We start from the raw sequence: 17,512 nt of genomic DNA on the forward strand, positions 1-17,512 counted from the left end.
TTATGAATATCATTGAGACCGACATCCCCGACATTAAGCTGCTTGAGCCCCGAGTATTCGGCGACGAGCGTGGTTTCTTTATGGAAACCTTTCGAGACAGCTGGTTTCGGGAGAACGTCGCGGATGTGACGTTTGTGCAGGATAACCATTCCAAGTCCCGCCAGGGCATCCTCCGAGGGCTGCATTACCAGGAGCAGCAACCCCAAGGTAAGCTGGTGCGTGTGGTTTCGGGCGAAGTGTATGACGTGGCGGTGGATGTCCGCCCTGGCTCCCCGAGCTTTGGCCAGTGGGTTGGCTGTTTTTTAAGCGCTGAGGATAAGCGCCAGCTGTGGGTGCCGGCGGGCTTCGCCCACGGGTTTATGGTGACCTCCGGCTCGGCCGAATTTGTGTATAAGTGCACGGATTACTACCACCCCGACTCCGAGCGCTCGATCCGGTGGGATGATCCGGACCTGGCGATTGACTGGCCCGTGGAGCGCGTGGGTGAGGTAATGCTGTCCGAAAAAGACAAAAACGGCATGTCGTTCTCTGAAGTGAAAGCTGGGGCATCATCCAGGTAGGGTTTCTATGAAGCTATTAGTGACCGGAGGGGCAGGATTCATTGGCTCCGCGGTGGTTCGCCAGCTCATGGCGGCGAGTGAGCACGAGGTTCTGATTCTCGATGCGCTGACCTATGCCGGTAATCTGGAGTCCGTTCCCGGCTATGAGAGCCACCCTGGAATGCGCTTTGCTCAGGTGGATTTGCGGGACGAAGAGGCGACCCGCCGAGCGGTATTGGGCTTTGGCCCGGACGTTATTATGCACTTGGCGGCCGAATCCCACGTGGACCGCTCCATTGATGGCCCCAAGGCGTTTCTTGAAACCAACGTAATGGGCACGTTTAACCTGCTACAGGCGGTGCGGGAGCATTTTGAACAGCTGGACGAGGCGGGCAAAGCGCGATTTCGGTTCCACCATGTGTCCACGGATGAGGTGTATGGTGATTTGGGCGATACCGGGGAGCTGTTTACCGAATCCACTTCCTATGAACCCAGCTCGCCGTATTCGGCCTCCAAGGCAGCCTCGGACCACCTGGTTCGCGCCTGGGGCCGGACTTACGGCCTACCGGTGGTGGTCACCAACTGCTCCAATAACTATGGCCCTTACCACTTCCCGGAGAAGCTCGTTCCCCACATGATTCTGAATGCCCTGGCTGGTAAGCCGTTGCCGGTGTATGGGGATGGCTCCCAGATTCGTGATTGGTTGTATGTGGAAGACCATGCCAAAGCCCTGCTGTTGGTGGCCACCAAAGGGAAGGTGGACGAAACCTATAACATCGGTGGGCACAACGAGGTTAAGAACCTCGATATCGTTCGTTCTATTTGTGCCATATTGGAAGAGCTGGCCCCTGACAAGCCTGAAGGTGTTGAACGGTATGAGGACTTGATTACCTTTGTGAAGGATCGGCCGGGGCATGACCTTCGGTATGCCATTGACGCCGCCAAGATTCAGAAAGAGCTGGGCTGGGCGCCTTTGGAAACCATCGAGACCGGGCTGCGCAAGACGGTTCAGTGGTATTTGGATAATCGCGCGTGGTGGGAGAGGGTGTTGAGTGGGGATTATCGGTTGACACGTTTGGGGCGTGGGTAAAATGAAGCAGAGTTTGGTTGGGGGCGGCTTTCGCTCCCTACGCGCTAGCGGCTAGGTGCAAGTATGAAGGTTTTGGTCATTGGTGGCGGTCAGCTGGCTTGGGATTTAATGCAAACTGCGCCGTCGACTGTGCATGCGGAGATGGTACTTCGCGAGGCGCTGGACATCACTGCGCCCGATGCGTGTGAGCGTGTCATCCAAGACCGGCAGGCGGATGTCATTATAAATGCCGCGGCCTACACCGCCGTGGATAAGGCGGAAAACGAGCGGGAAGCGGCGTTTGCCGTGAATGAGCAGGGCGTGGCTAACCTGGCGGCGGCTTGTACGGCTGCTGGCGCACGTCTGTTTCACGTTTCCACAGACTTTGTATTCGATGGCGAGGCAAACAGGCCTTACTTGCCCGATGATTCCCCCAACCCGCAATCGGTGTACGGTGCCAGCAAGCTCGCGGGAGAGGCGGTATTGCGCCACCGAATGCCGGAGGCGGTCATCGTTCGGACCGGTTGGCTGTACTCCAGCAATGGCGGCAATTTTGTGAAAACGATGCTGCGGTTGATGGCGGAGAAGCCGGAGCTGGGTGTGATTGTGGACCAAGTGGGCACCCCTACTTGGGCACGAGGCTTGGCTCAGCTGTTGTGGGCGGGGGTGACACACTCTGTTCCCGGCGGCCTTTACCATTGGTCCGATGCGGGTGTGGCTTCCTGGTATGATTTTGCGGTGGCCATTCAGGATTTAGGGCTGGAACTGGGATTGTTGGAACAGGCGATCCCGGTGCGCGCCATCCCCGCCAGCGAGTTTCCGACACCGGCAAAGCGCCCGGCATACAGCGTGCTGGACAAGCGTTCCACGGAAGCCGCGTTTGGCATGGAAACGATACATTGGCGCCGCCAATTAAAATCAATGTTGGAAATGCTGCCGTAGTGTCTGTCGGATCTGTAGGGTAGGTAAGCCGGTAGGCGCCACCTACCATTAAAGTTGGTAGGCACCGATTAAAATTTTTTGGTAGGTGGCGCCTACCGGCTTACCTACCCTACGTGGGGCCACTGTCTAGTTCAAGCTTTCAGGCCCAAGCAACGCTGTTTTGGTTCTTACCCAGGCGAAACGCACGGCGCTGGTCAAGTGCCACCATAAATGCTTGTTGTTCAGTGTATGGCTGGCCCGTTTCCCCCGGTGGACCATCTTGGCGCCCGGAATATAGTAGGTTTTTAACCCCAACAAATGCCTGGCCCGCCAACAGATGTCTACATCCTCGTAATAAAGAAAGTAGCGTTCATCAAAACCCTTCAGGGCTTCAAAGGTGTCCGCCCGAAAGGCCAGGCAGGCGCCGGAGGCCCAATCCACCTCGCAGGCGGTCAGGCTACAGCGGTCAACGCCCGTGCGGTTTTTCCGAAACAAGTAGGACGTCACCAGTTCCCATAGATAGGGGAAGCGGCGCACGGACTCTTCGTGTTCCTGGAAGGCGCTGTCTTTAAAAATGTTGGGGGCGCCAATTCTGGCACCTTCCGTTTCCATGTCCGTCGCAAACCTGGCGAGGTTTTCCGGGTCGCACTCCAGGTCCGGGTTCAGGATGATGAACCAGTCGTTCTCCAGGTGCATGCCCAAGTGGTCCCGGCAATGGCGGAATACCCGGTTGTGGTTCGAGCCGAAGCCTCTGACTTTGTCGTTTTTAAGGTAGTGCAGCCCGTTATCACGGGCGTAGTGTTCGAGCTCCTGCGCGGGTTTGTTGTCCAGCAGTACCACCTGTCGCTCCGCGGAAATCAATTCATGGGGTTTCAGGTTATGAATGATTTCGGCGCTGTTCTCGTGGGAAATAATTGAGATAAAGAGGCTCATTGGGGCCGAGCTCCTTTGACCAGAAGAATGCTGACCCATAGCTTAAGGGTGCGGTTCAGGTCTTTGTGGGTGGGGCGGTAGCGAAGGAGAAAGCCCAGGCGCTTGAGCGGCCCGGCGCGCATGGCGGCTTCGTAGGCGGTGAAGAAGGCGCGCTCTTCCGGGTTGAGCCGTTCGCCAAAGTGTTCGGAGAAGGCGACCGCCTGGCAAAGTATTCGGTTGGCAATAAACAGGGTTTTGGCAATGTTGCGCTTTTTCTTGCCAGCGGCGTTTTGGCTGCCGACTTGGTTACCGCCGTGCTGGCGGTAGAGCAGGGTGGGTTCGCTAATGTGATCAACCCGCCCCATGCTGCTGGCGATGAGTGCCAGCCACCAGTCGTGCATCACGATTTGATCGACCGCGCCGGACTCTTGAGCGACATCAATGAGTGCTCGGTTAAAACAGGCCGAGGCGCCCTGAACGGTGTTGTGGAAGGCAAGTTGTTTGGGGTAGTGGGCGTTTTCGGGTTTAAGCCCGTCGAGCTTCCAAAACGAGTCTCTGCTTTCCCGCTCCGGATGCCAGACCCAGGCGTCGGAAAAAATCAGGTGCGGCGCGTCGGTGGGCCCCATGTGCTCGGAGAACAGCGGGACTTTGTTGTCTAGCCAGATGTCGTCCTGGTCCGCGAGAAACACGTATTCAGCGGTGGTCTGGGGGAGGCTGGCCAGCACGTTTTTTATAACACCCTTGCGCGGGCCGTCGATCAGCGTGATTGACACGGGTGATGTTTGCGCGAATTGCTTTACAATGTCCCGCGTGCGATCGGTGGAGCCGTCGTCACTGACTATCAGTCTTTGGGGAGGCGGGTCCTGCTTTAGGATGCTTTCAAGCTGTTCGCCGATATAGCGCTCACCGTTATAGCTGCACACGAGGACGTCATAGTCTCTACGTGTGGTGTGGGAAGGGGCGCTGGGCATAGTGGTGTCGGTGCTTTCCATCTCTATTCATAATTTGGCGGAGTATACCTGAAAACATGACGGTCTGGATAACGGGGGCAACCGGGTTTGTGGGGCAGGCGTTAACCGCTCGTTTAGTCAACGATGGGCGGACCGTGGTTCCCATTTCCCGTTCAGCCAATGAGGTTTGCGGCTTGCCGGCTGCCCGGGTTTCGGCACTGGGGGAGCGGCTCTCACCCGGAGACGCAGTGGTTTACGCGGCGGGGCGCGCTCATGTTCAGGGCAAACCGAGTGAAGCCTCGCGGGAGGCGTATCGGCGGGCGAACCGCGATGAGCCCCTGGCGGCGGCCCGACTGGCCTCCTCCCGCGGCGCCAGGCGGTTCGTGTTTGTCAGCAGTGTTAAGGTCAATGGGGAAAAAACCGAAGGGGCGCCTTTCTCGGAAAGAGACACGCCCGCCCCGGTGGATGACTACGGCCGCTCCAAGTGGGAAGGCGAACAGGCCCTGCGACAGCATGCGGAGCACTCGGGCATGGAGTTGGTGATAGTGCGGCCGCCGCTGGTGTATGGGCGGGGGGTTCGGGCGAACTTTGCCGCCATGATGAAGGCGTTAAGAAAAGGTCTGCCGCTTCCGCTCGCTTCCATTGAGAATCGCCGGAGCTTGGTTTATCGGGAGAACTTGGTGGATTTGTTGACGGTTTGTATCGACCACCCCGCAGCGGCGAATCGGGTTTTATTGGCTTCGGACGGCCGGGATTTGTCCACGCCGCAGTTGTTGCGCTCAATGGGGGAGGCGCTGGGCAGGCCCGCCAGGTTGTTTCCGTGCCCGGTGCCGGTATTGAAAGCCGGAGCGTCGTTGCTGGGGCGCCGGGCAGTGGCGGACCGGTTGTGTGATTCGTTACAGGTTAGCGACGACGTGGCCCGAGATAAGTTGATGTGGCGCGCGCCGTTTTCCGTGGAGGAAGGGTTGCGGGAGACAGCGCGTTGGTTTGTTGGGGATCGGTAGGTGGCGCTTCGCTTACCTACCCTACGTGTGAGTCATGTTTTTGCGTAGGGTAGGTAAGCGAAGCGCCACCTACCAAATCGGTTTATTGATATGACGTTGATTATTGGTGGGTTGGTTGTTTTGGCTTTGACCTGGGCTTTGACCGGGTTGTTGCGCCGTTATGCGGTGCACAAGCAGTTGATGGATATTCCCAATGCCCGAAGCTCCCACAAGGTGCCTACCCCGCGCGGTGGTGGTGTGGCGATTGTGGTGGTGGGGTTGTTGGCGTTACCCGCGTTAGTTTATGGGACGAGTGTCAGCCTGGATAGCGCCATTGCCTTCGGCGGCGCCGGCTTGGCGGTGGCCGCCGTGGGCTGGCTGGATGATCACGGCCATGTGGCGGCGGGCTGGCGGTTGTTGGTGCATTTTCTGGCGGCCGGGTGGGGGCTTTACTGGCTGGGCGGCATGCCGGATTTGACCCTGTTCGGGTGGACGATGCCCGGTCTATGGCTGGCCTTGCCGGCACTGGTCTGGCTGGTGTGGTTATTGAACCTGTACAACTTTATGGACGGCATCGACGGCATTGCCGGGGTGGAGGCACTGACGGCGTGCGCCTCGGGGCTGTTGCTTGCCTGGCTAATGGTGCCCGAAGCGCCGTTGGCGCTCTATGGGGTGATGATCCTGGCGGCGCTCGGGTTTCTGGTTTGGAACTTTCCCCCGGCGAAGATTTTTATGGGTGATGCGGGCAGCGGTTTTGTGGGGTTGTGGCTGGGCTTACTCTCCATCTACGCCGCGCACCAGGCGCCGGTGCTCTTCTGGGGCTGGGTGATTCTGTTGGCCATGTTTGTGTCGGATGCGACGGTGACGCTGTTCTTTCGATGGTGCCGGCGGGAGAGTCTGTTCGAGGCGCACCGCAGTCACGCCTATCAGCACCGGGCGGCGCAGTGGGGGCACAAGGCAACGACGTTGTTTTACGGGACTCTCAACGTGATCTGGCTGCTGCCGATGGCGTGGTGGGTAGTGTCCGGTGGTATCGAGCCGCTGTGGGGCGTGTTGTTGGCGTATGCGCCGGTGGTGTTTTTGGTGTATCAGTTTGGTGCCGGGATTCGGCATGTTGAGCGGTAGGTGGGTTTTTTGGTAGGTGCGCTTCGCTTACCGTACCCTACGTTCTTGCCAAGTGCGGAGGCTCCGCTTCGGAGCGAAGCGCACCTAGTTACCGTACGCTACGCAGGGCTGACTCTCGCGTAGGGTACGGTAAGGCGTCAGCCGCCACCTACCATTGAAGGCTAACTCACCACCCGCAACTTACCGGTATTCTGCTTCTGCCGCCAACCGGCATCGGTGATCAACATACTGGCTTGGTAGGACAGTACTTGCTGGAAACGGTCTCACGGTTTCACTAGTTGCGAGAGAGCGTCCATTCGTTGATGTAGCACACCGAGAATTTCTACGGCGTTGGATCTTTCGCGGTAATAAATAATGTGAGTCCCACAAATGTAGCTGGAGCATTGCGAGAGCAGTTCCGGGCGGGTACGCCCCTTTCCTGGCTCCAGGGCAAGTCCCTCCATGGCTTCAAACAGTGTATTGAAATACGTGTCCGCTTGGTCTTCTCCCCAGGTTTCCGCGCCATACTGCCAAATGTCCCGAAGATCGTTTTTGGCTCGCGGGGTAATTCTAACCGCTTTTACGTTCTTTGAACTCATTTAGCATACCTTCCCTGGTTTGAGTGACGAATTGGCCCGCGTCAGCTTGACGCGCCCCCTCTGCCAAATGTGCTTTTAGTGCCATGAGAGAGCGCTCCTCCTCCATGTGTCGTAAGGCGTCCCGGATGACTTCGCTTGCCGATCCGTAGCGACCGCTACTCACTTCCTCGCGGATAAACGTTTCCCAGTGGGTACCTAAGCTCAGGCTGGTGGTCGCCATAATGTGCCCCTTTAAAATATTCAAAATGAATAATTTAGAATATAACGCATACAGTGTCCTGAGGCAACGTGGCTATTGAGCACTGCGCCATGTCTGTCAGCACCGGGCTGTATAAGGCAACGACGTTGTTTTACGGGACTCTCAACGTGATCTGGCTGCTGCCCATGGCGTGGTGGGTAGTGGCCGGTGGCATCAAGCCGCTGTGGGGCGTGTTGTTGGCGTATGCGCCGGTGGGTTTTTTGGTAGGTGCGCTTCGCTTACCGTACCCTACGTTCTTGCCAAGTGCGTAGGCTCGGTCGGTCCGGCGCTTCGGAGCGAAGTCCACCTAGTTACCGTACGCTACGCAGGGCTGACTCTCGCGTAGGGTACGGTAAGGCGTCAGCCGCCACCTACCATTAAAGGCTAACTCACCACCCGCAACTTACCGGTATTCTGTTTCTGCCGCCACACGGCGTCGGTGATCAACATGCTGGCTTTGTAATCGGTGGGGGCCTCCACCAAGAGCTGTTTGACTCGGTCGCACTGGTAGGAGTGGCAGGCCACGTCCAGCTCATCCAGCAGGGTTTTGGTCTCGTCCCAGGTGAGATGATGCTCTTCGGCGCGCAGGATGCCCGGGTGCTGGGTGCCGGCGACATTGCTGCCGATAAGCAGCTCTTCGTACAGCTTCTCACCGGGGCGCAGGCCGGTAAATTCGATGGCGATATCCCCATTAGGGTGGTCGTCGTCCTTCACTTCCACGCCGGAGAGGTGAATCATTCGGGTCGCCAGGTCGATGATTTTGACCGGCTCGCCCATATCCAACACGAACACGTCGCCGCCCGTGCCGATGGCGCCGGCCTGGATTACGAGCTTGGCCGCCTCTGGAATGGTCATAAAGTAGCGCACCATTTCCGGGTGGGTCACCGTGACCGGGCCGCCGTTTTTGATTTGCTCCCGGAATAGGGGGACGACCGAGCCGGAAGAGCCCAGCACATTGCCGAACCGAACCATGCTGAACACCGTGCTGGTCTGGCGTTTTGCCAGCCCTTGAAGCACGAGCTCCGCCAGGCGTTTGGAGGCACCCATAATATTGGTGGGGCGTACTGCCTTGTCGGTGGAAACCAGCACGAAGGACTCTACCCCGGCGCGTATGGCCGCTTCAGCGGCATACCAGGTGCCGTAGACGTTGTTCCGTACCCCTTCCACTATGTTGTGTTCCACCAGCGGTACATGCTTGTAGGCCGCCGCGTGGTAGACGGTCTGGACGCCAAAGCTGCGCATGATGGTCTCCACCCGGTGCTCTTTCTGGACGGACCCCAGAATGCTATAGAGGTGGATGAGGTTCCCCCTAAAGGCGTCGGTCTCCATCAGTTCGCGCTCGATTTGATACAGGCTGAATTCGTTGAGTTCGAACAGCACGATGGCGCGGGGCCGATGCTGAATAATCTGGCGGCAAAGCTCGCTACCAATGGAACCGCCGGCGCCAGTGACCATCACCACCTTGTCGGTAATGCAGGCGTTCATCAGCTCTGGCTGGGAGGTAACGGGGTCGCGGCCCAGCAGGTCTTCAATTTCCACATCCCGGATGTGTTCGATGCGTGCCTTGCCGCTGAGAATATCGGGGATGGCGGGTACGGTCTGGACCGAAATCGCAAGAGATTCCAGCCGCTTGATTACGTGCGCCCGACGGGAGTTGGGGGTACTGCCAAGGGCAAGCAGAACTTTGCTAACCCGATGGGTACGGATCAGAGCTTCAATCATCCGTGGGCTGTACACTTTGATGTTGGCGACGACGGTGCCATTGAGGGCAGGGTTGTCGTCCACAAAGGCCACGGGCTTGTATTGCGAGCCCTGTAGGGCCAGGGTCAGTTGGTGGCCAGTATAGCCGGCGCCGTAGACGATGACCGGCTCTTTGCAGTCCACGCTTCGCCGGCTGAGCATCATAATGACGCTGCGGACCATCAACCGTGGGGCGCCAATTAACAGCAGGGCGATGGTCAGGTAAATAAAGGGGATGGAGCGGGGCAGCATGGAGTTGGTCAGGAAGCTGGCGGTGGCGAGCACCAACGCCGAAATAAACACGCAGCCGACGATGGTCAGCATGGCCGGTGTGCTCATGTAGCGGAGAATGGCCCGGTACATGCCCATGCGAATGAACACCGCGAGACTGACCACCAAAGTGATGGCGATGACCGTGACGTCTTTATCGAGAAATTTGGACTGGAAGGTGCCTAGACGAAGAAATGCGGCCATATAGAAGGCCGAAACGATGGCAATAGTATCGTAGACTAACGAGATAACGCGTTTGGTTGTCCGGGAGGACTCAAACAGGGCTTCCAGCATGTAACCTCAACTCCATAATGACCGATTCCTGCCCCGGGCCATGTCGTGCTCCTTCGTGGGGCGTAAGGTTGCGAATTATAGCTTAAAATCGGCGTGGTTGTTACGAAAACCTTACGGTTTTTTGTAGTGAAATTGTAAAAGCAAGGAGGGTGGGGCGGGTGCTCCAGGTCCGTGGTAGGTGGCGGCTGACGCCTTACCTACCCTACACGATCGAATAGCACGTGGATCGGATAATGCGTAGGGTAGGTAAGGCGTGAGCCGCCACCTACCAAAAAACCACTGCCTAACACCCCGCTTTCTACACTCCCCAACAACACCACCTCTCAATGCTTTACCAACCAACACTGATGAATTTTCGGGTTTCGCTGAAAATCCTTATCAATGGTTTGCGCGGTAATGTTCTCCAGCTGGTATTTCGCCAGCGCCTCCTTATCCAACGAAAAACTCCGCAAGTTGGTGGAGAAGATTAACGTCCCGCCCTTCGCCACGGCTTTCATGGCGTCTTTTATGAGGACCACGTGGTCCCGCTGAATATCCAGCACGCCCGGCATCTTTTTTGAATTTGAGAAACTGGGCGGGTCCAGCAGGATTAGGTCGAATTCTTGCTCGTTGGTTTTCAGCCACTCCAGGCAGTCCGCCTGTTCCAGGCGGTGTTTGGTGTCGCTCAGGCCGTTCATGGCGAGGTTGTTGCGGGCCCACTTGAGGTAGGTGGGTGACATGTCCACGCTCAGGGTAAAGCGCGCGCCGGCCAGGGCAGCGTGAACGCTGGCGGTGGCGGTGTAGCAAAAGAGGTTGAGAAAGCGCTTGTTGTGGGCCATTTCGGCGATTTTCAGCCGTACTGGGCGATGATCCAGAAACAGACCGGTGTCCAGGTACTGCCAGAGGTTCACCTGAAAACGGGCTTGGCCTTCGGTTACCGTCAGCAATTCGCCTTCGGGGCGCTCGCTCAGTTTTTCGTACTGGCTGCCTTCCTGATGACGGTGGCGGCGGCGCTGTTTGTAGCTGACATTGTCGGGGTGAACCTCCAGGGCGTGGGGCACGGCGGCTTTAATTTCGGCAAAGCGCTGCTCGGCCCGGGCTTCGTCCACGGACTTGGGTGCGGCGTACTCCTGGACGTGGACGTACCGCTCCCCTTGGTCGGTGTGGTAGAGGTCCACCGCCGCCGAGTACTCCGGCATATCCGCATCATACAGGCGGTAACAGTGAATGTTCTGCTTTTTCGCCCATTTTCCCAGCTGTTTCAGGTTCTTTTGCAGCCGGTTGGCCAACATTTGCGCGCCTTGGCTCAGGGCCTGGCCGGGTTCCGCTTCGTGGGCGAGGGGTTTGGGGGCGGCGCTCACATAGGCGCTTTCTTCGACGGTGAAGAGCAGCAGGTCCGTGGGCAGCGGGCCGTTGAATAGCTTATACCGTTTGGCCGCGCGCAGGCCCATTTGCTTGCCCAGCTCGGGGTTGCCCGTAAAGATCGCGGCTTGCCAGCCGGTAAATTCCGCTTTGAGACGCTCACCCAGGTGCTGATAGAGCAGCTTCAGGGATTCTACCTCCCCCAGGCGTTCCCCATAGGGAGGGTTGGTGATGACCAAGCCGGGCTCCAGCCGTTTGTGGGTGGGCTGCTTGAGGGTCGCCAGTTCCTTGCGGCTAACGCGCAGCCAGTCGTCCAGTTCGGCTTGAATAATGTTGTCTTCGGCGGCTCGAATGACCGAGAGGTTGGCGTCGTAACCGCGAATTTCCGGCTGAGGCCGGGCCAAACCGGCGCGCTTGCGTTCGATGGCCTCTTGGCGCAGCTCCAGCCAGGTGTCGTTGCGGTGGCTCAGCCAGTGTTCGAAGCCAAAGCGGGCGCGCCCCAGGCCGGGAGCGATGTCGGCGGCGATCATGGCACCTTCCACCAGCAGGGTGCCGGAGCCGCACATAGGGTCGATAAGTGCGCCGCCGCGGGCGGCGATGTCGGGCCAGCCCGCCCGAAGCAGGATGCCGGCGGCGAGGTTCTCCTTCATGGGCGCGGTGCCTTGCTTGGTGCGGTAGCCGCGCCGGTGCAGGCTTTCCCCGGAAAGGTCCAGGCTGATGGTGACCCGGCCCTTGTGCAGGCGGGCGTTAATGCGCAAATCCGGCTGCTGTTTGCTGACCGAAGGGCGCTCACCGGTTTTTTCTCGCAACCGATCGACAATGGCGTCCTTGATTTTGAGGGCACCAAATTGGGTATTCCGGATGGCGCCGCTGGAGCCCAGAAAATCTACCACCAGCGTACTTTGGGGACCCAGGTGTTCCTCCCAGGGGACGCTTACGGCGCCATTGTAAAGGCTGTTTTGGTCCCCGACCGGGTACTCCGCCAACGGCAGCAGGATTTTGTTGGCCAGGCGGGACCAGAGGCAGGCCCGGTAGGCGAGGGTGATATCCCCCGAAAACGCCACGCCGGCGACGGTCTCCTTCAGGCCCGTGGCGCCGAGCGACTCCAGTTCCTGATAAAGCAGTCCCTCAAGGCCTTTGGGGCAGGTGGCGAAGAGTGGAAGGTCGGTTGTCACGGGAATCTACTCCGAAATTTGGGGCGATTGGGGTTGTTTTGGCCTTCGCGAGCTCGGGGTGGCGAGGCGCGATTGGCGCGTAAGTGTTTGTTTTTCGAGTACTTATGTCGGGTTACGCGCTTCGCGCTAATGCGACCTACTTACTTGTTGGTTTTAAGCATACCCCGGCTGTGCGTGAGGCCTAAGGCCGCTCTGTAACAAGGTCAACTTGGCCTGTTTGTCAAACGCGTTAATAGAGCAATGTGCCATATAAGGGTAGCTGGCTATAAAAAAAGAATCGTTCACAGGTCGAGGGCTTTTTGCTGTACTGAGAACTCGCCTCGCTGGCATATCGCATTATCGCGCCGATCCAGACGAGGGGTTGCAGTACCTCCCCATGCATTCGCTTCGGGGCCCAACGGCCCGGCGGTGCTTTTCCCTGACCGTCGCCCAACCGGGTGGTCGGTCCGCAAGATTAACGGCTACACTAGAGGTGCATCAAATATGAAACGTCAAAAGCGTAACCAATCAGCTCGCGCATTCGGCAAGGGCTATCAAGCCGGTATTGCGGGAAGGTCCCGCAGCCTGTGCCCCCACGAGAGTGGGAATGCCCGCCAGGAGTGGCTCTCCGGCTGGCGCGAAGCACGCACGGACCAATGGGATGGTTACAATATGGCCGCTCAAGTTCAAAAGCTGAGTAACCTCAATCACCATCCTTAGTTGGGCCTTTTGACGATAACCATTTTTGGCCATCATCAACTCCTCAACCTTGCCCATCAATTGATGGGCATTTTTTTAACCGGTTTCTCACGCGCCCCGTGCGGCCGCCCATAAAAAAACGGCTTGGGCGGATGCGCTCAAGCCGTTTTTCGGTATTTGGTAGGACTACCCAGACTCGAACTGGGGACCTCTACCATGTCAAGGTAGCGCTCTAACCAACTGAGCTATAGTCCTATTTCGTTGAGGCGCGAACTTTACCAAAACTTTGATTTTTTGCAAACCCTTTTTTGAAGTGAGGGAATGGCGGATGCGCTTCCCGTTGGAACTCGGCACCTATGCTATAGTCCTTTCTACTATTCGTTCGCAAGTGACAGGAGAACTCTCTCTATGCGCATCAATCGGTTGAGCAAAGCTATTGCCACTGGCCTGTGTGCGGGCCTGATCCTGCAAACCACCGCCTGCGGTACGGTGCTGTACCCGGAACGCAAAGGCCAAACCGGTGGCCAGCTTGACCCGGCGATTGTCGCGCTGGATGCAATCGGCCTGTTGTTCTTCTTCGTGCCGGGGGTCATCGCCTTTGCCGTGGACTTCTCCAACGGCACCATCTACCTGCCCGGTGGCAGCGCCGAGCTGACCGAAGAGCAGATGGACCGGGTGGCCCGAGAGGACGGTACCGTCGACCAGGAGGCCCTGGAGCAGGTGCTTGAGAGCGAGCTGGACACCCCCGTGGACCTGAAAACCAGCGAGCTCCGGGTCCGCAGCCTGCAGTCCGTAGAGCAGGCCCGCGCCCTGATCGACAGCCAGCCCACTACGTTGGCGGCCCTTTAACGGCTATGGCTCACAGTGAAACCGTCACTCGTTTGCGGGAGGCCTTAAGCCGTTGGCCCGAGTTGCAAGTAGCTGTTCTGTTTGGCTCCCTGGCTCATGGCCAGGGGCACCGGGACAGCGATCTGGATGTGGCGGTCCAGCTGAGCCAGCCCCTGAGCTCCGACCAGAAGATGGCGTTAATCGACCACCTGGCCGGAGTTTTCGGTCGTCCCATTGACGTGATTGATCTCCGGGAGGTCGGTCAGCCGTTACTGAATGAGATCGTCAGTAAAGGCGTAATGGTGAAGGGCGGCGCCGCAGAGAAGGGGGACTTACTGTTCAAAAGCATCATGATGCAGGAGGATTTTGGTCATTATCAGCAACGTATTCTTGAGGGGCGACGAAATCGATGGATAGAGCGCTGATCGACCAGAAGCTTGAATCGTTGCGGCGCTGTGTCCAGAGGGTTGAAACAAAGTTGCCCGGGTCACTTCAAGAGCTGAAGGGCGATGCAGACGCACAGGATATTGTGGCCCTGAATCTCACCCGTGCCGTGCAGCTTTGCGTCGATATTGCCGCTCACTGGCTGGCCGAGCACTCTGAAACCGCAGCGCCGAAGACGATGGGCCAGACCTTCGAAGCATTGGGCCAAGCAGGCCTTATCGACAAGCAGCTGGCGGGCCGACTGAAAAAAGCCGTGGGCTTCAGGAATGTGATGGTACACAGCTATGATGAGGTCGACTGGGCGATTGTATACGCGATTGGTCACCGTCACCTGGATGATTTCAAGGTGTTTGCCAAGGCATTTTTGACCTCCTAGCCTATGAAGATCCGAAACCCTATTACCGCCATTTGGGCCAGCGAAGCATCCCGTGGGCTAAAGGTGATTGCCTACAGTTTGGTGGTGGTGTTTGCCACTTCGTTGCCGTTGATTGTGTATGTGATCTTCGGGCCCTCGGACGGTAACCCGGTGGGGCTTGGGTTATTATTCGCCGGCGGGGCGATGGTGGCCCATGTGGGGTTTTTTGTGGGGTTGTTGATGTTGATTTGGGATCATTATATTCGGAAGTGATGCTCGGGCCGTTCTTGGTAGGTGGCGGCTAACGCCTTACCTACCCTACGTGGTTGGTTGGATAACGTGTAGGGTAGGTAAGGCGTTAGCCGCCACCTACCAGATGAAGCAATCGTCACGCCGCCCGGGCCAATACCGACCGAACAGGATGAAGCAACCCGGTGCATTAAAACACGTAGGGTTGGTAAGCCTAAGGCGCACCTACCAAAAAGCTTGTTTTTTCCCCGACACCTGTCACCTGCCAAACAAAGCCCATTTATTCCGCCCCCAAAAACCCGCCGGACTGATGCGACCACAACTGCGCATACAGCCCACCTTCGGCGATCAACTCCGAATGCGTTCCTTGCTCCACAATTTTCCCCTCATCCAACACAATCAACCGGTCCAGGGCGGCGATGGTGGACAGGCGGTGGGCGATGGCAATCACGGTTTTCCCTTCCATCAACCGGCTCAGGTTTGACTGGATGATACTTTCCACTTCCGAATCCAGGGCTGAGGTAGCTTCGTCCATAATGAGAATCGGCGCATCTTTGAGCAGCACTCGAGCGATGGCGATGCGCTGACGCTGACCGCCGGAGAGCTTAACCCCGCGCTCGCCCACGTGGGCGTCGTAGCCGGTTCGCCCCTGGGCATCGCTCAATCCCAGAATAAAGTCGTGGGCTTCGGCCTGCTTGGCCGCTTCGATCATTTGCGCTTCGGTGGCGCCGGGCTTACCGTAGAGCAGGTTGTCCCGCACGGAGCGATGGAGCAGGGCAGTGTCCTGGGTGATCATGCCCACGGAGGCCCGCAGGGTTTCCTGCTGCACGGCGGATATGTCCTGACCGTCGAGCCGAATCTGGCCGCTGTCGATGTCGTAAAAGCGCAGAAGCAAGTTCACTAGGGTGGACTTACCGGCCCCCGAACGTCCCACCAAACCGATTTTCTCTCCGGGCTTGATGGCCAGAGAAAAGTCTTCCAGTACCCCTTCACCTTCCTGGTAGTGGAAAGTCACCCGGTCAAAGTCGATTTGCCCGGCGCTGACGTTCATGGGAGGCGCTTCGGGTTTGTCCCCGACATGGCAGGGGTGCGACAGGGTATTAATGCCGTCTTTGGCGGTGCCGATATTCTCAAAGAGCGTGGATACTTCCCACATGATCCATTGCGACATGCCGTTAAGGCGAAGAATCAGCCCCATGGCGGCGGCAATGGCGCCCACGGAAACGGCTTGGGCCTGCCAGAGCCAAATGGACAGGGCGCCGGTGGAGAAGATCAACAGGGCGTTGATGGTCCAGACACCGCTATTGAGCAACGTGGCCAGGCGCATTTGCGGGTAAACGGTATGCAGGAAGCGCTCCATCCCGTCTCGGGCGTAGTCGGATTCGCGGCGTGAGTGAGAGAACAGCTTCACCGTGGCGATATTGGTATAGGTGTCCACCAGGCGTCCGGTCATGTCGGCCCGGGCGTGGGCCTGGCGGGTGGCCACGGCGGACAGGCGCGGCAGAAAGAAGCGCAGCAGGCCCGCGTAGGCCACAAACCAGATGCCCAGGGGAATCATTAGCCGCAGGTCGAGGGTGCCGAGCAACGCGAACATGCTGGTGAAATACACGAGGACATAGACGGTAATGTCCAACAGCTTCATGACCGTTTCCCGAACGGCCAGGGAGGTTTGCATGACCTTGGTGGCGATGCGCCCGGCGAATTCATCCTGAAAGAACGCCACGCTCTGGCCCAGCAGGTAACGGTGTGCCTGCCAGCGGATGATCATGGGGTAGTTGCCCAGCAGGGTTTGGTGGATGAGGGTTGAATGAAGAAAGACCGTCACCGGAATCGCAACGAGCACAACGAGTGCCATGAGTACCAGTTCGGCGCCACGCTCCGCCCATAAGGTGCCCGGCTCATATTGGCCCAGCCAATCCACCACCAGGCCCAGAAATTGGAAGAGGGCGACTTCCATAACGGCGATCATGGCCGCCATTATCGCCATAACCAACAGAAAGCGGTTGGCGCCTTTGGTATAGTGGCGGCAGAACGCCACCAGGCTTTTGGGGGGCTGTTGCGGCTCTTCCGCCGGGAAAGGTTGGAGCAGGCTTTCGAAAAAAGCGAACATAGGGGACGTTACGGCTTGGGAAATAGGGGGCGTAGTGTACAAGGTTTTGGTGGGGCTCTCCATGAAGGTTTGTTAAACGTTGTAAGAGGGGGTGCGGTAATGACTTCATTCGGTAGGTGGCGCTTCGCTTACCGTACCCTACGCATTATCCGACCACGTAGGGTAGGTAAGCGAAGCGCCACCTACCAAAAAATCAAGTTTTGATGAGGAGAGACAATGAGAAAACTGTTAATGGTATTCGGCGCCGGCTCACTGGGTGGCCTGGGCAATAGCCTGGTCGTTTGGCTGTTTGGTTTTTACGGCATTAGCCAATCGCTGGGCGTGGGCATCGCGCCGGGGCTTTCGGCGGATTGGCTTTACCCGCGTATTGTGTGGGGCGGCCTTTGGGGGTTTCTGTTTTTGTTGCCGGTGTTGAACAACCGGCTGTGGGCGCAGACGTTTGTGCTGAGTCTGTTTCCGACGATGATTCAGTTGTTTTTGGTGTTTCCGTATAAAACGCCTTATGGCGTAGCGGGGCTGGAGCTGGGGACCTTGACGCCGTTGTTGGTGGTTTTCTTCAATTGGGTATGGGCGTTGGTAGCGGCGGTTGCGTTGCGGATGGGGCGGTAGTTGGAGAGTTTATTGGTAGGTGGCGCTTAGCTGGATTGGTAGGTGGCGGCTAACGCCTTACCTACCCTACAAGGCTAGATAACTCGTAGGGTAGGTAAGCGCAG

19 protein-coding genes and 1 tRNA gene are annotated in these 17,512 nt (G+C 57.9%); 12 read left to right on the plus strand and 8 right to left on the minus strand.

Features of this window, described 5'->3' with window-relative positions; translation table 11 throughout:
- Window positions 1–2 precede the first annotated feature (2 nt).
- From rfbC to rfbD, 3 genes are all read left to right on the plus strand, one after another.
- The gene (gene rfbC / locus AAE514_RS09835; RefSeq protein WP_347331359.1) at window positions 3–560 is read left to right on the plus strand and encodes a dTDP-4-dehydrorhamnose 3,5-epimerase; all 558 of its coding nucleotides are present in this window, start codon (window positions 3–5) and stop codon (window positions 558–560) included.
- Window positions 561–567: 7 nt separating this feature from the next.
- Complete coding sequence (rfbB, locus tag AAE514_RS09840; protein WP_347331360.1) at window positions 568–1,629, plus strand: dTDP-glucose 4,6-dehydratase; 1,062 nt, start codon at window positions 568–570, stop codon at window positions 1,627–1,629.
- A gap of 63 nt (window positions 1,630–1,692) precedes the next feature.
- Window positions 1,693–2,550: a dTDP-4-dehydrorhamnose reductase gene (rfbD, locus tag AAE514_RS09845; RefSeq protein ID WP_347331361.1), complete on the plus strand. Its 858-nt coding sequence runs from the start codon at window positions 1,693–1,695 to the stop codon at window positions 2,548–2,550.
- 126 nt (window positions 2,551–2,676) lie between these two features.
- On the opposite strand, the gene AAE514_RS09850 is transcribed toward rfbD, so the two are convergent.
- Both AAE514_RS09850 and AAE514_RS09855 read right to left on the minus strand, forming a co-directional pair.
- Complete coding sequence (locus AAE514_RS09850) at window positions 2,677–3,462, minus strand: glycosyltransferase (RefSeq protein ID WP_347331362.1); 786 nt, start codon at window positions 3,460–3,462, stop codon at window positions 2,677–2,679.
- A complete protein-coding gene (locus tag AAE514_RS09855) occupies window positions 3,459–4,433 on the minus strand; it encodes a glycosyltransferase family 2 protein (RefSeq protein WP_347331363.1) in 975 nt (324 codons plus the stop codon). Before AAE514_RS09855 ends, AAE514_RS09850 begins: the two co-directional genes overlap by 4 nt.
- Window positions 4,434–4,468: 35 nt before the next feature.
- Here AAE514_RS09855 and AAE514_RS09860 point away from each other — a divergent pair, with 35 nt between their 5' ends.
- Together AAE514_RS09860 and AAE514_RS09865 are read left to right on the plus strand one after the other, a co-directional pair.
- Complete coding sequence (locus tag AAE514_RS09860) at window positions 4,469–5,395, plus strand: NAD-dependent epimerase/dehydratase family protein (RefSeq protein ID WP_347331364.1); 927 nt, start codon at window positions 4,469–4,471, stop codon at window positions 5,393–5,395.
- A 90-nt stretch (window positions 5,396–5,485) separates the two neighbouring features.
- Window positions 5,486–6,499: an MraY family glycosyltransferase gene (locus AAE514_RS09865; protein ID WP_347331365.1), complete on the plus strand. Its 1,014-nt coding sequence runs from the start codon at window positions 5,486–5,488 to the stop codon at window positions 6,497–6,499.
- 263 nt (window positions 6,500–6,762) lie between these two features.
- On the opposite strand, the gene AAE514_RS09870 is transcribed toward AAE514_RS09865, so the two are convergent.
- Window positions 6,763–7,077 (minus strand): type II toxin-antitoxin system RelE/ParE family toxin, encoded by a 315-nt coding sequence (locus AAE514_RS09870; protein WP_347331366.1) that lies wholly within the window; start codon window positions 7,075–7,077, stop codon window positions 6,763–6,765.
- Entirely contained in the window at window positions 7,049–7,297 is a 249-nt protein-coding gene (locus tag AAE514_RS09875; protein WP_347331367.1) for a type II toxin-antitoxin system ParD family antitoxin, read from the minus strand. Before AAE514_RS09875 ends, AAE514_RS09870 begins: the two co-directional genes overlap by 29 nt.
- Window positions 7,298–7,386: 89 nt before the next feature.
- On the opposite strand from AAE514_RS09875, the gene AAE514_RS09880 reads away from it, so the two are divergent.
- Entirely contained in the window at window positions 7,387–7,587 is a 201-nt protein-coding gene (locus AAE514_RS09880; protein WP_347331368.1) for a hypothetical protein, read from the plus strand.
- Window positions 7,588–7,699: 112 nt separating this feature from the next.
- Here the strand turns inward: AAE514_RS09880 and AAE514_RS09885 are convergent, their stop codons facing one another.
- Both AAE514_RS09885 and rlmKL read right to left on the minus strand, forming a co-directional pair.
- Entirely contained in the window at window positions 7,700–9,619 is a 1,920-nt protein-coding gene (locus AAE514_RS09885; RefSeq protein ID WP_347331369.1) for a polysaccharide biosynthesis protein, read from the minus strand.
- A 323-nt stretch (window positions 9,620–9,942) separates the two neighbouring features.
- Entirely contained in the window at window positions 9,943–12,135 is a 2,193-nt protein-coding gene (gene rlmKL, locus AAE514_RS09890) for a bifunctional 23S rRNA (guanine(2069)-N(7))-methyltransferase RlmK/23S rRNA (guanine(2445)-N(2))-methyltransferase RlmL (RefSeq protein ID WP_347331370.1), read from the minus strand.
- A 483-nt stretch (window positions 12,136–12,618) separates the two neighbouring features.
- Here rlmKL and rmf point away from each other — a divergent pair, with 483 nt between their 5' ends.
- The gene (gene rmf / locus AAE514_RS09895; RefSeq protein ID WP_347331371.1) at window positions 12,619–12,834 is read left to right on the plus strand and encodes a ribosome modulation factor; all 216 of its coding nucleotides are present in this window, start codon (window positions 12,619–12,621) and stop codon (window positions 12,832–12,834) included.
- Between the two features lie 157 nt (window positions 12,835–12,991).
- Here the strand turns inward: rmf and AAE514_RS09900 are convergent.
- Window positions 12,992–13,068: transfer RNA gene (locus AAE514_RS09900), tRNA-Val, on the minus strand.
- A gap of 153 nt (window positions 13,069–13,221) precedes the next feature.
- On the opposite strand from AAE514_RS09900, the gene AAE514_RS09905 reads away from it, so the two are divergent.
- Genes AAE514_RS09905 through AAE514_RS09920 form a run of 4 tightly spaced genes read left to right on the plus strand, consistent with a single transcriptional unit; the run spans window position 13,222 to window position 14,713 of the window.
- The gene (locus AAE514_RS09905; protein WP_347331372.1) at window positions 13,222–13,662 is read left to right on the plus strand and encodes a hypothetical protein; all 441 of its coding nucleotides are present in this window, start codon (window positions 13,222–13,224) and stop codon (window positions 13,660–13,662) included.
- Window positions 13,663–13,667: 5 nt separating this feature from the next.
- The gene (gene mntA / locus AAE514_RS09910; RefSeq protein ID WP_347331373.1) at window positions 13,668–14,066 is read left to right on the plus strand and encodes a type VII toxin-antitoxin system MntA family adenylyltransferase antitoxin; all 399 of its coding nucleotides are present in this window, start codon (window positions 13,668–13,670) and stop codon (window positions 14,064–14,066) included.
- Entirely contained in the window at window positions 14,051–14,461 is a 411-nt protein-coding gene (hepT, locus tag AAE514_RS09915) for a type VII toxin-antitoxin system HepT family RNase toxin (protein ID WP_347331374.1), read from the plus strand. The genes mntA and hepT overlap by 16 nt, the downstream gene beginning before the upstream one ends.
- A 3-nt stretch (window positions 14,462–14,464) precedes the next feature.
- The gene (locus tag AAE514_RS09920) at window positions 14,465–14,713 is read left to right on the plus strand and encodes a hypothetical protein (RefSeq protein WP_347331375.1); all 249 of its coding nucleotides are present in this window, start codon (window positions 14,465–14,467) and stop codon (window positions 14,711–14,713) included.
- 256 nt (window positions 14,714–14,969) lie between these two features.
- Here the strand turns inward: AAE514_RS09920 and AAE514_RS09925 are convergent, their stop codons facing one another.
- Window positions 14,970–16,799, minus strand: a complete 1,830-nt coding sequence (locus AAE514_RS09925) for an ABC transporter ATP-binding protein (protein ID WP_347331376.1) — start codon at window positions 16,797–16,799, stop codon at window positions 14,970–14,972.
- 216 nt (window positions 16,800–17,015) lie between these two features.
- Here AAE514_RS09925 and AAE514_RS09930 point away from each other — a divergent pair, with 216 nt between their 5' ends.
- Window positions 17,016–17,408 (plus strand): hypothetical protein, encoded by a 393-nt coding sequence (locus tag AAE514_RS09930; RefSeq protein WP_347331377.1) that lies wholly within the window; start codon window positions 17,016–17,018, stop codon window positions 17,406–17,408.
- The last annotated feature ends 104 nt before the right edge of the window (window positions 17,409–17,512 follow it).

The sequence above is a fragment of the Marinimicrobium locisalis genome, assembly GCF_039822625.1.
Taxonomy (GTDB): Bacteria; Pseudomonadota; Gammaproteobacteria; order Pseudomonadales; family Cellvibrionaceae; genus Marinimicrobium; species Marinimicrobium locisalis.

What these genes read in the sequence shown, in the direction of transcription:
- rfbC (WP_347331359.1), top strand. Translation starts at nt 3, where the DNA reads ATGAATATCATTGAGACCGACATCCCCGACATTAAGCTGCTTGAGCCC.
- rfbB (WP_347331360.1), top strand. Translation starts at nt 568, where the DNA reads ATGAAGCTATTAGTGACCGGAGGGGCAGGATTCATTGGCTCCGCGGTG.
- rfbD (WP_347331361.1), top strand. Translation starts at nt 1,693, where the DNA reads ATGAAGGTTTTGGTCATTGGTGGCGGTCAGCTGGCTTGGGATTTAATG.
- AAE514_RS09850 (WP_347331362.1), bottom strand. Translation starts at nt 3,462, where the DNA reads ATGAGCCTCTTTATCTCAATTATTTCCCACGAGAACAGCGCCGAAATC.
- AAE514_RS09855 (WP_347331363.1), bottom strand. Translation starts at nt 4,433, where the DNA reads ATGGAAAGCACCGACACCACTATGCCCAGCGCCCCTTCCCACACCACA.
- AAE514_RS09860 (WP_347331364.1), top strand. Translation starts at nt 4,469, where the DNA reads ATGACGGTCTGGATAACGGGGGCAACCGGGTTTGTGGGGCAGGCGTTA.
- AAE514_RS09865 (WP_347331365.1), top strand. Translation starts at nt 5,486, where the DNA reads ATGACGTTGATTATTGGTGGGTTGGTTGTTTTGGCTTTGACCTGGGCT.
- AAE514_RS09870 (WP_347331366.1), bottom strand. Translation starts at nt 7,077, where the DNA reads ATGAGTTCAAAGAACGTAAAAGCGGTTAGAATTACCCCGCGAGCCAAA.
- AAE514_RS09875 (WP_347331367.1), bottom strand. Translation starts at nt 7,297, where the DNA reads ATGGCGACCACCAGCCTGAGCTTAGGTACCCACTGGGAAACGTTTATC.
- AAE514_RS09880 (WP_347331368.1), top strand. Translation starts at nt 7,387, where the DNA reads ATGTCTGTCAGCACCGGGCTGTATAAGGCAACGACGTTGTTTTACGGG.
- AAE514_RS09885 (WP_347331369.1), bottom strand. Translation starts at nt 9,619, where the DNA reads ATGCTGGAAGCCCTGTTTGAGTCCTCCCGGACAACCAAACGCGTTATC.
- rmf (WP_347331371.1), top strand. Translation starts at nt 12,619, where the DNA reads ATGAAACGTCAAAAGCGTAACCAATCAGCTCGCGCATTCGGCAAGGGC.
- AAE514_RS09905 (WP_347331372.1), top strand. Translation starts at nt 13,222, where the DNA reads ATGCGCATCAATCGGTTGAGCAAAGCTATTGCCACTGGCCTGTGTGCG.
- mntA (WP_347331373.1), top strand. Translation starts at nt 13,668, where the DNA reads ATGGCTCACAGTGAAACCGTCACTCGTTTGCGGGAGGCCTTAAGCCGT.
- hepT (WP_347331374.1), top strand. Translation starts at nt 14,051, where the DNA reads ATGGATAGAGCGCTGATCGACCAGAAGCTTGAATCGTTGCGGCGCTGT.
- AAE514_RS09920 (WP_347331375.1), top strand. Translation starts at nt 14,465, where the DNA reads ATGAAGATCCGAAACCCTATTACCGCCATTTGGGCCAGCGAAGCATCC.
- AAE514_RS09925 (WP_347331376.1), bottom strand. Translation starts at nt 16,799, where the DNA reads ATGTTCGCTTTTTTCGAAAGCCTGCTCCAACCTTTCCCGGCGGAAGAG.
- AAE514_RS09930 (WP_347331377.1), top strand. Translation starts at nt 17,016, where the DNA reads ATGAGAAAACTGTTAATGGTATTCGGCGCCGGCTCACTGGGTGGCCTG.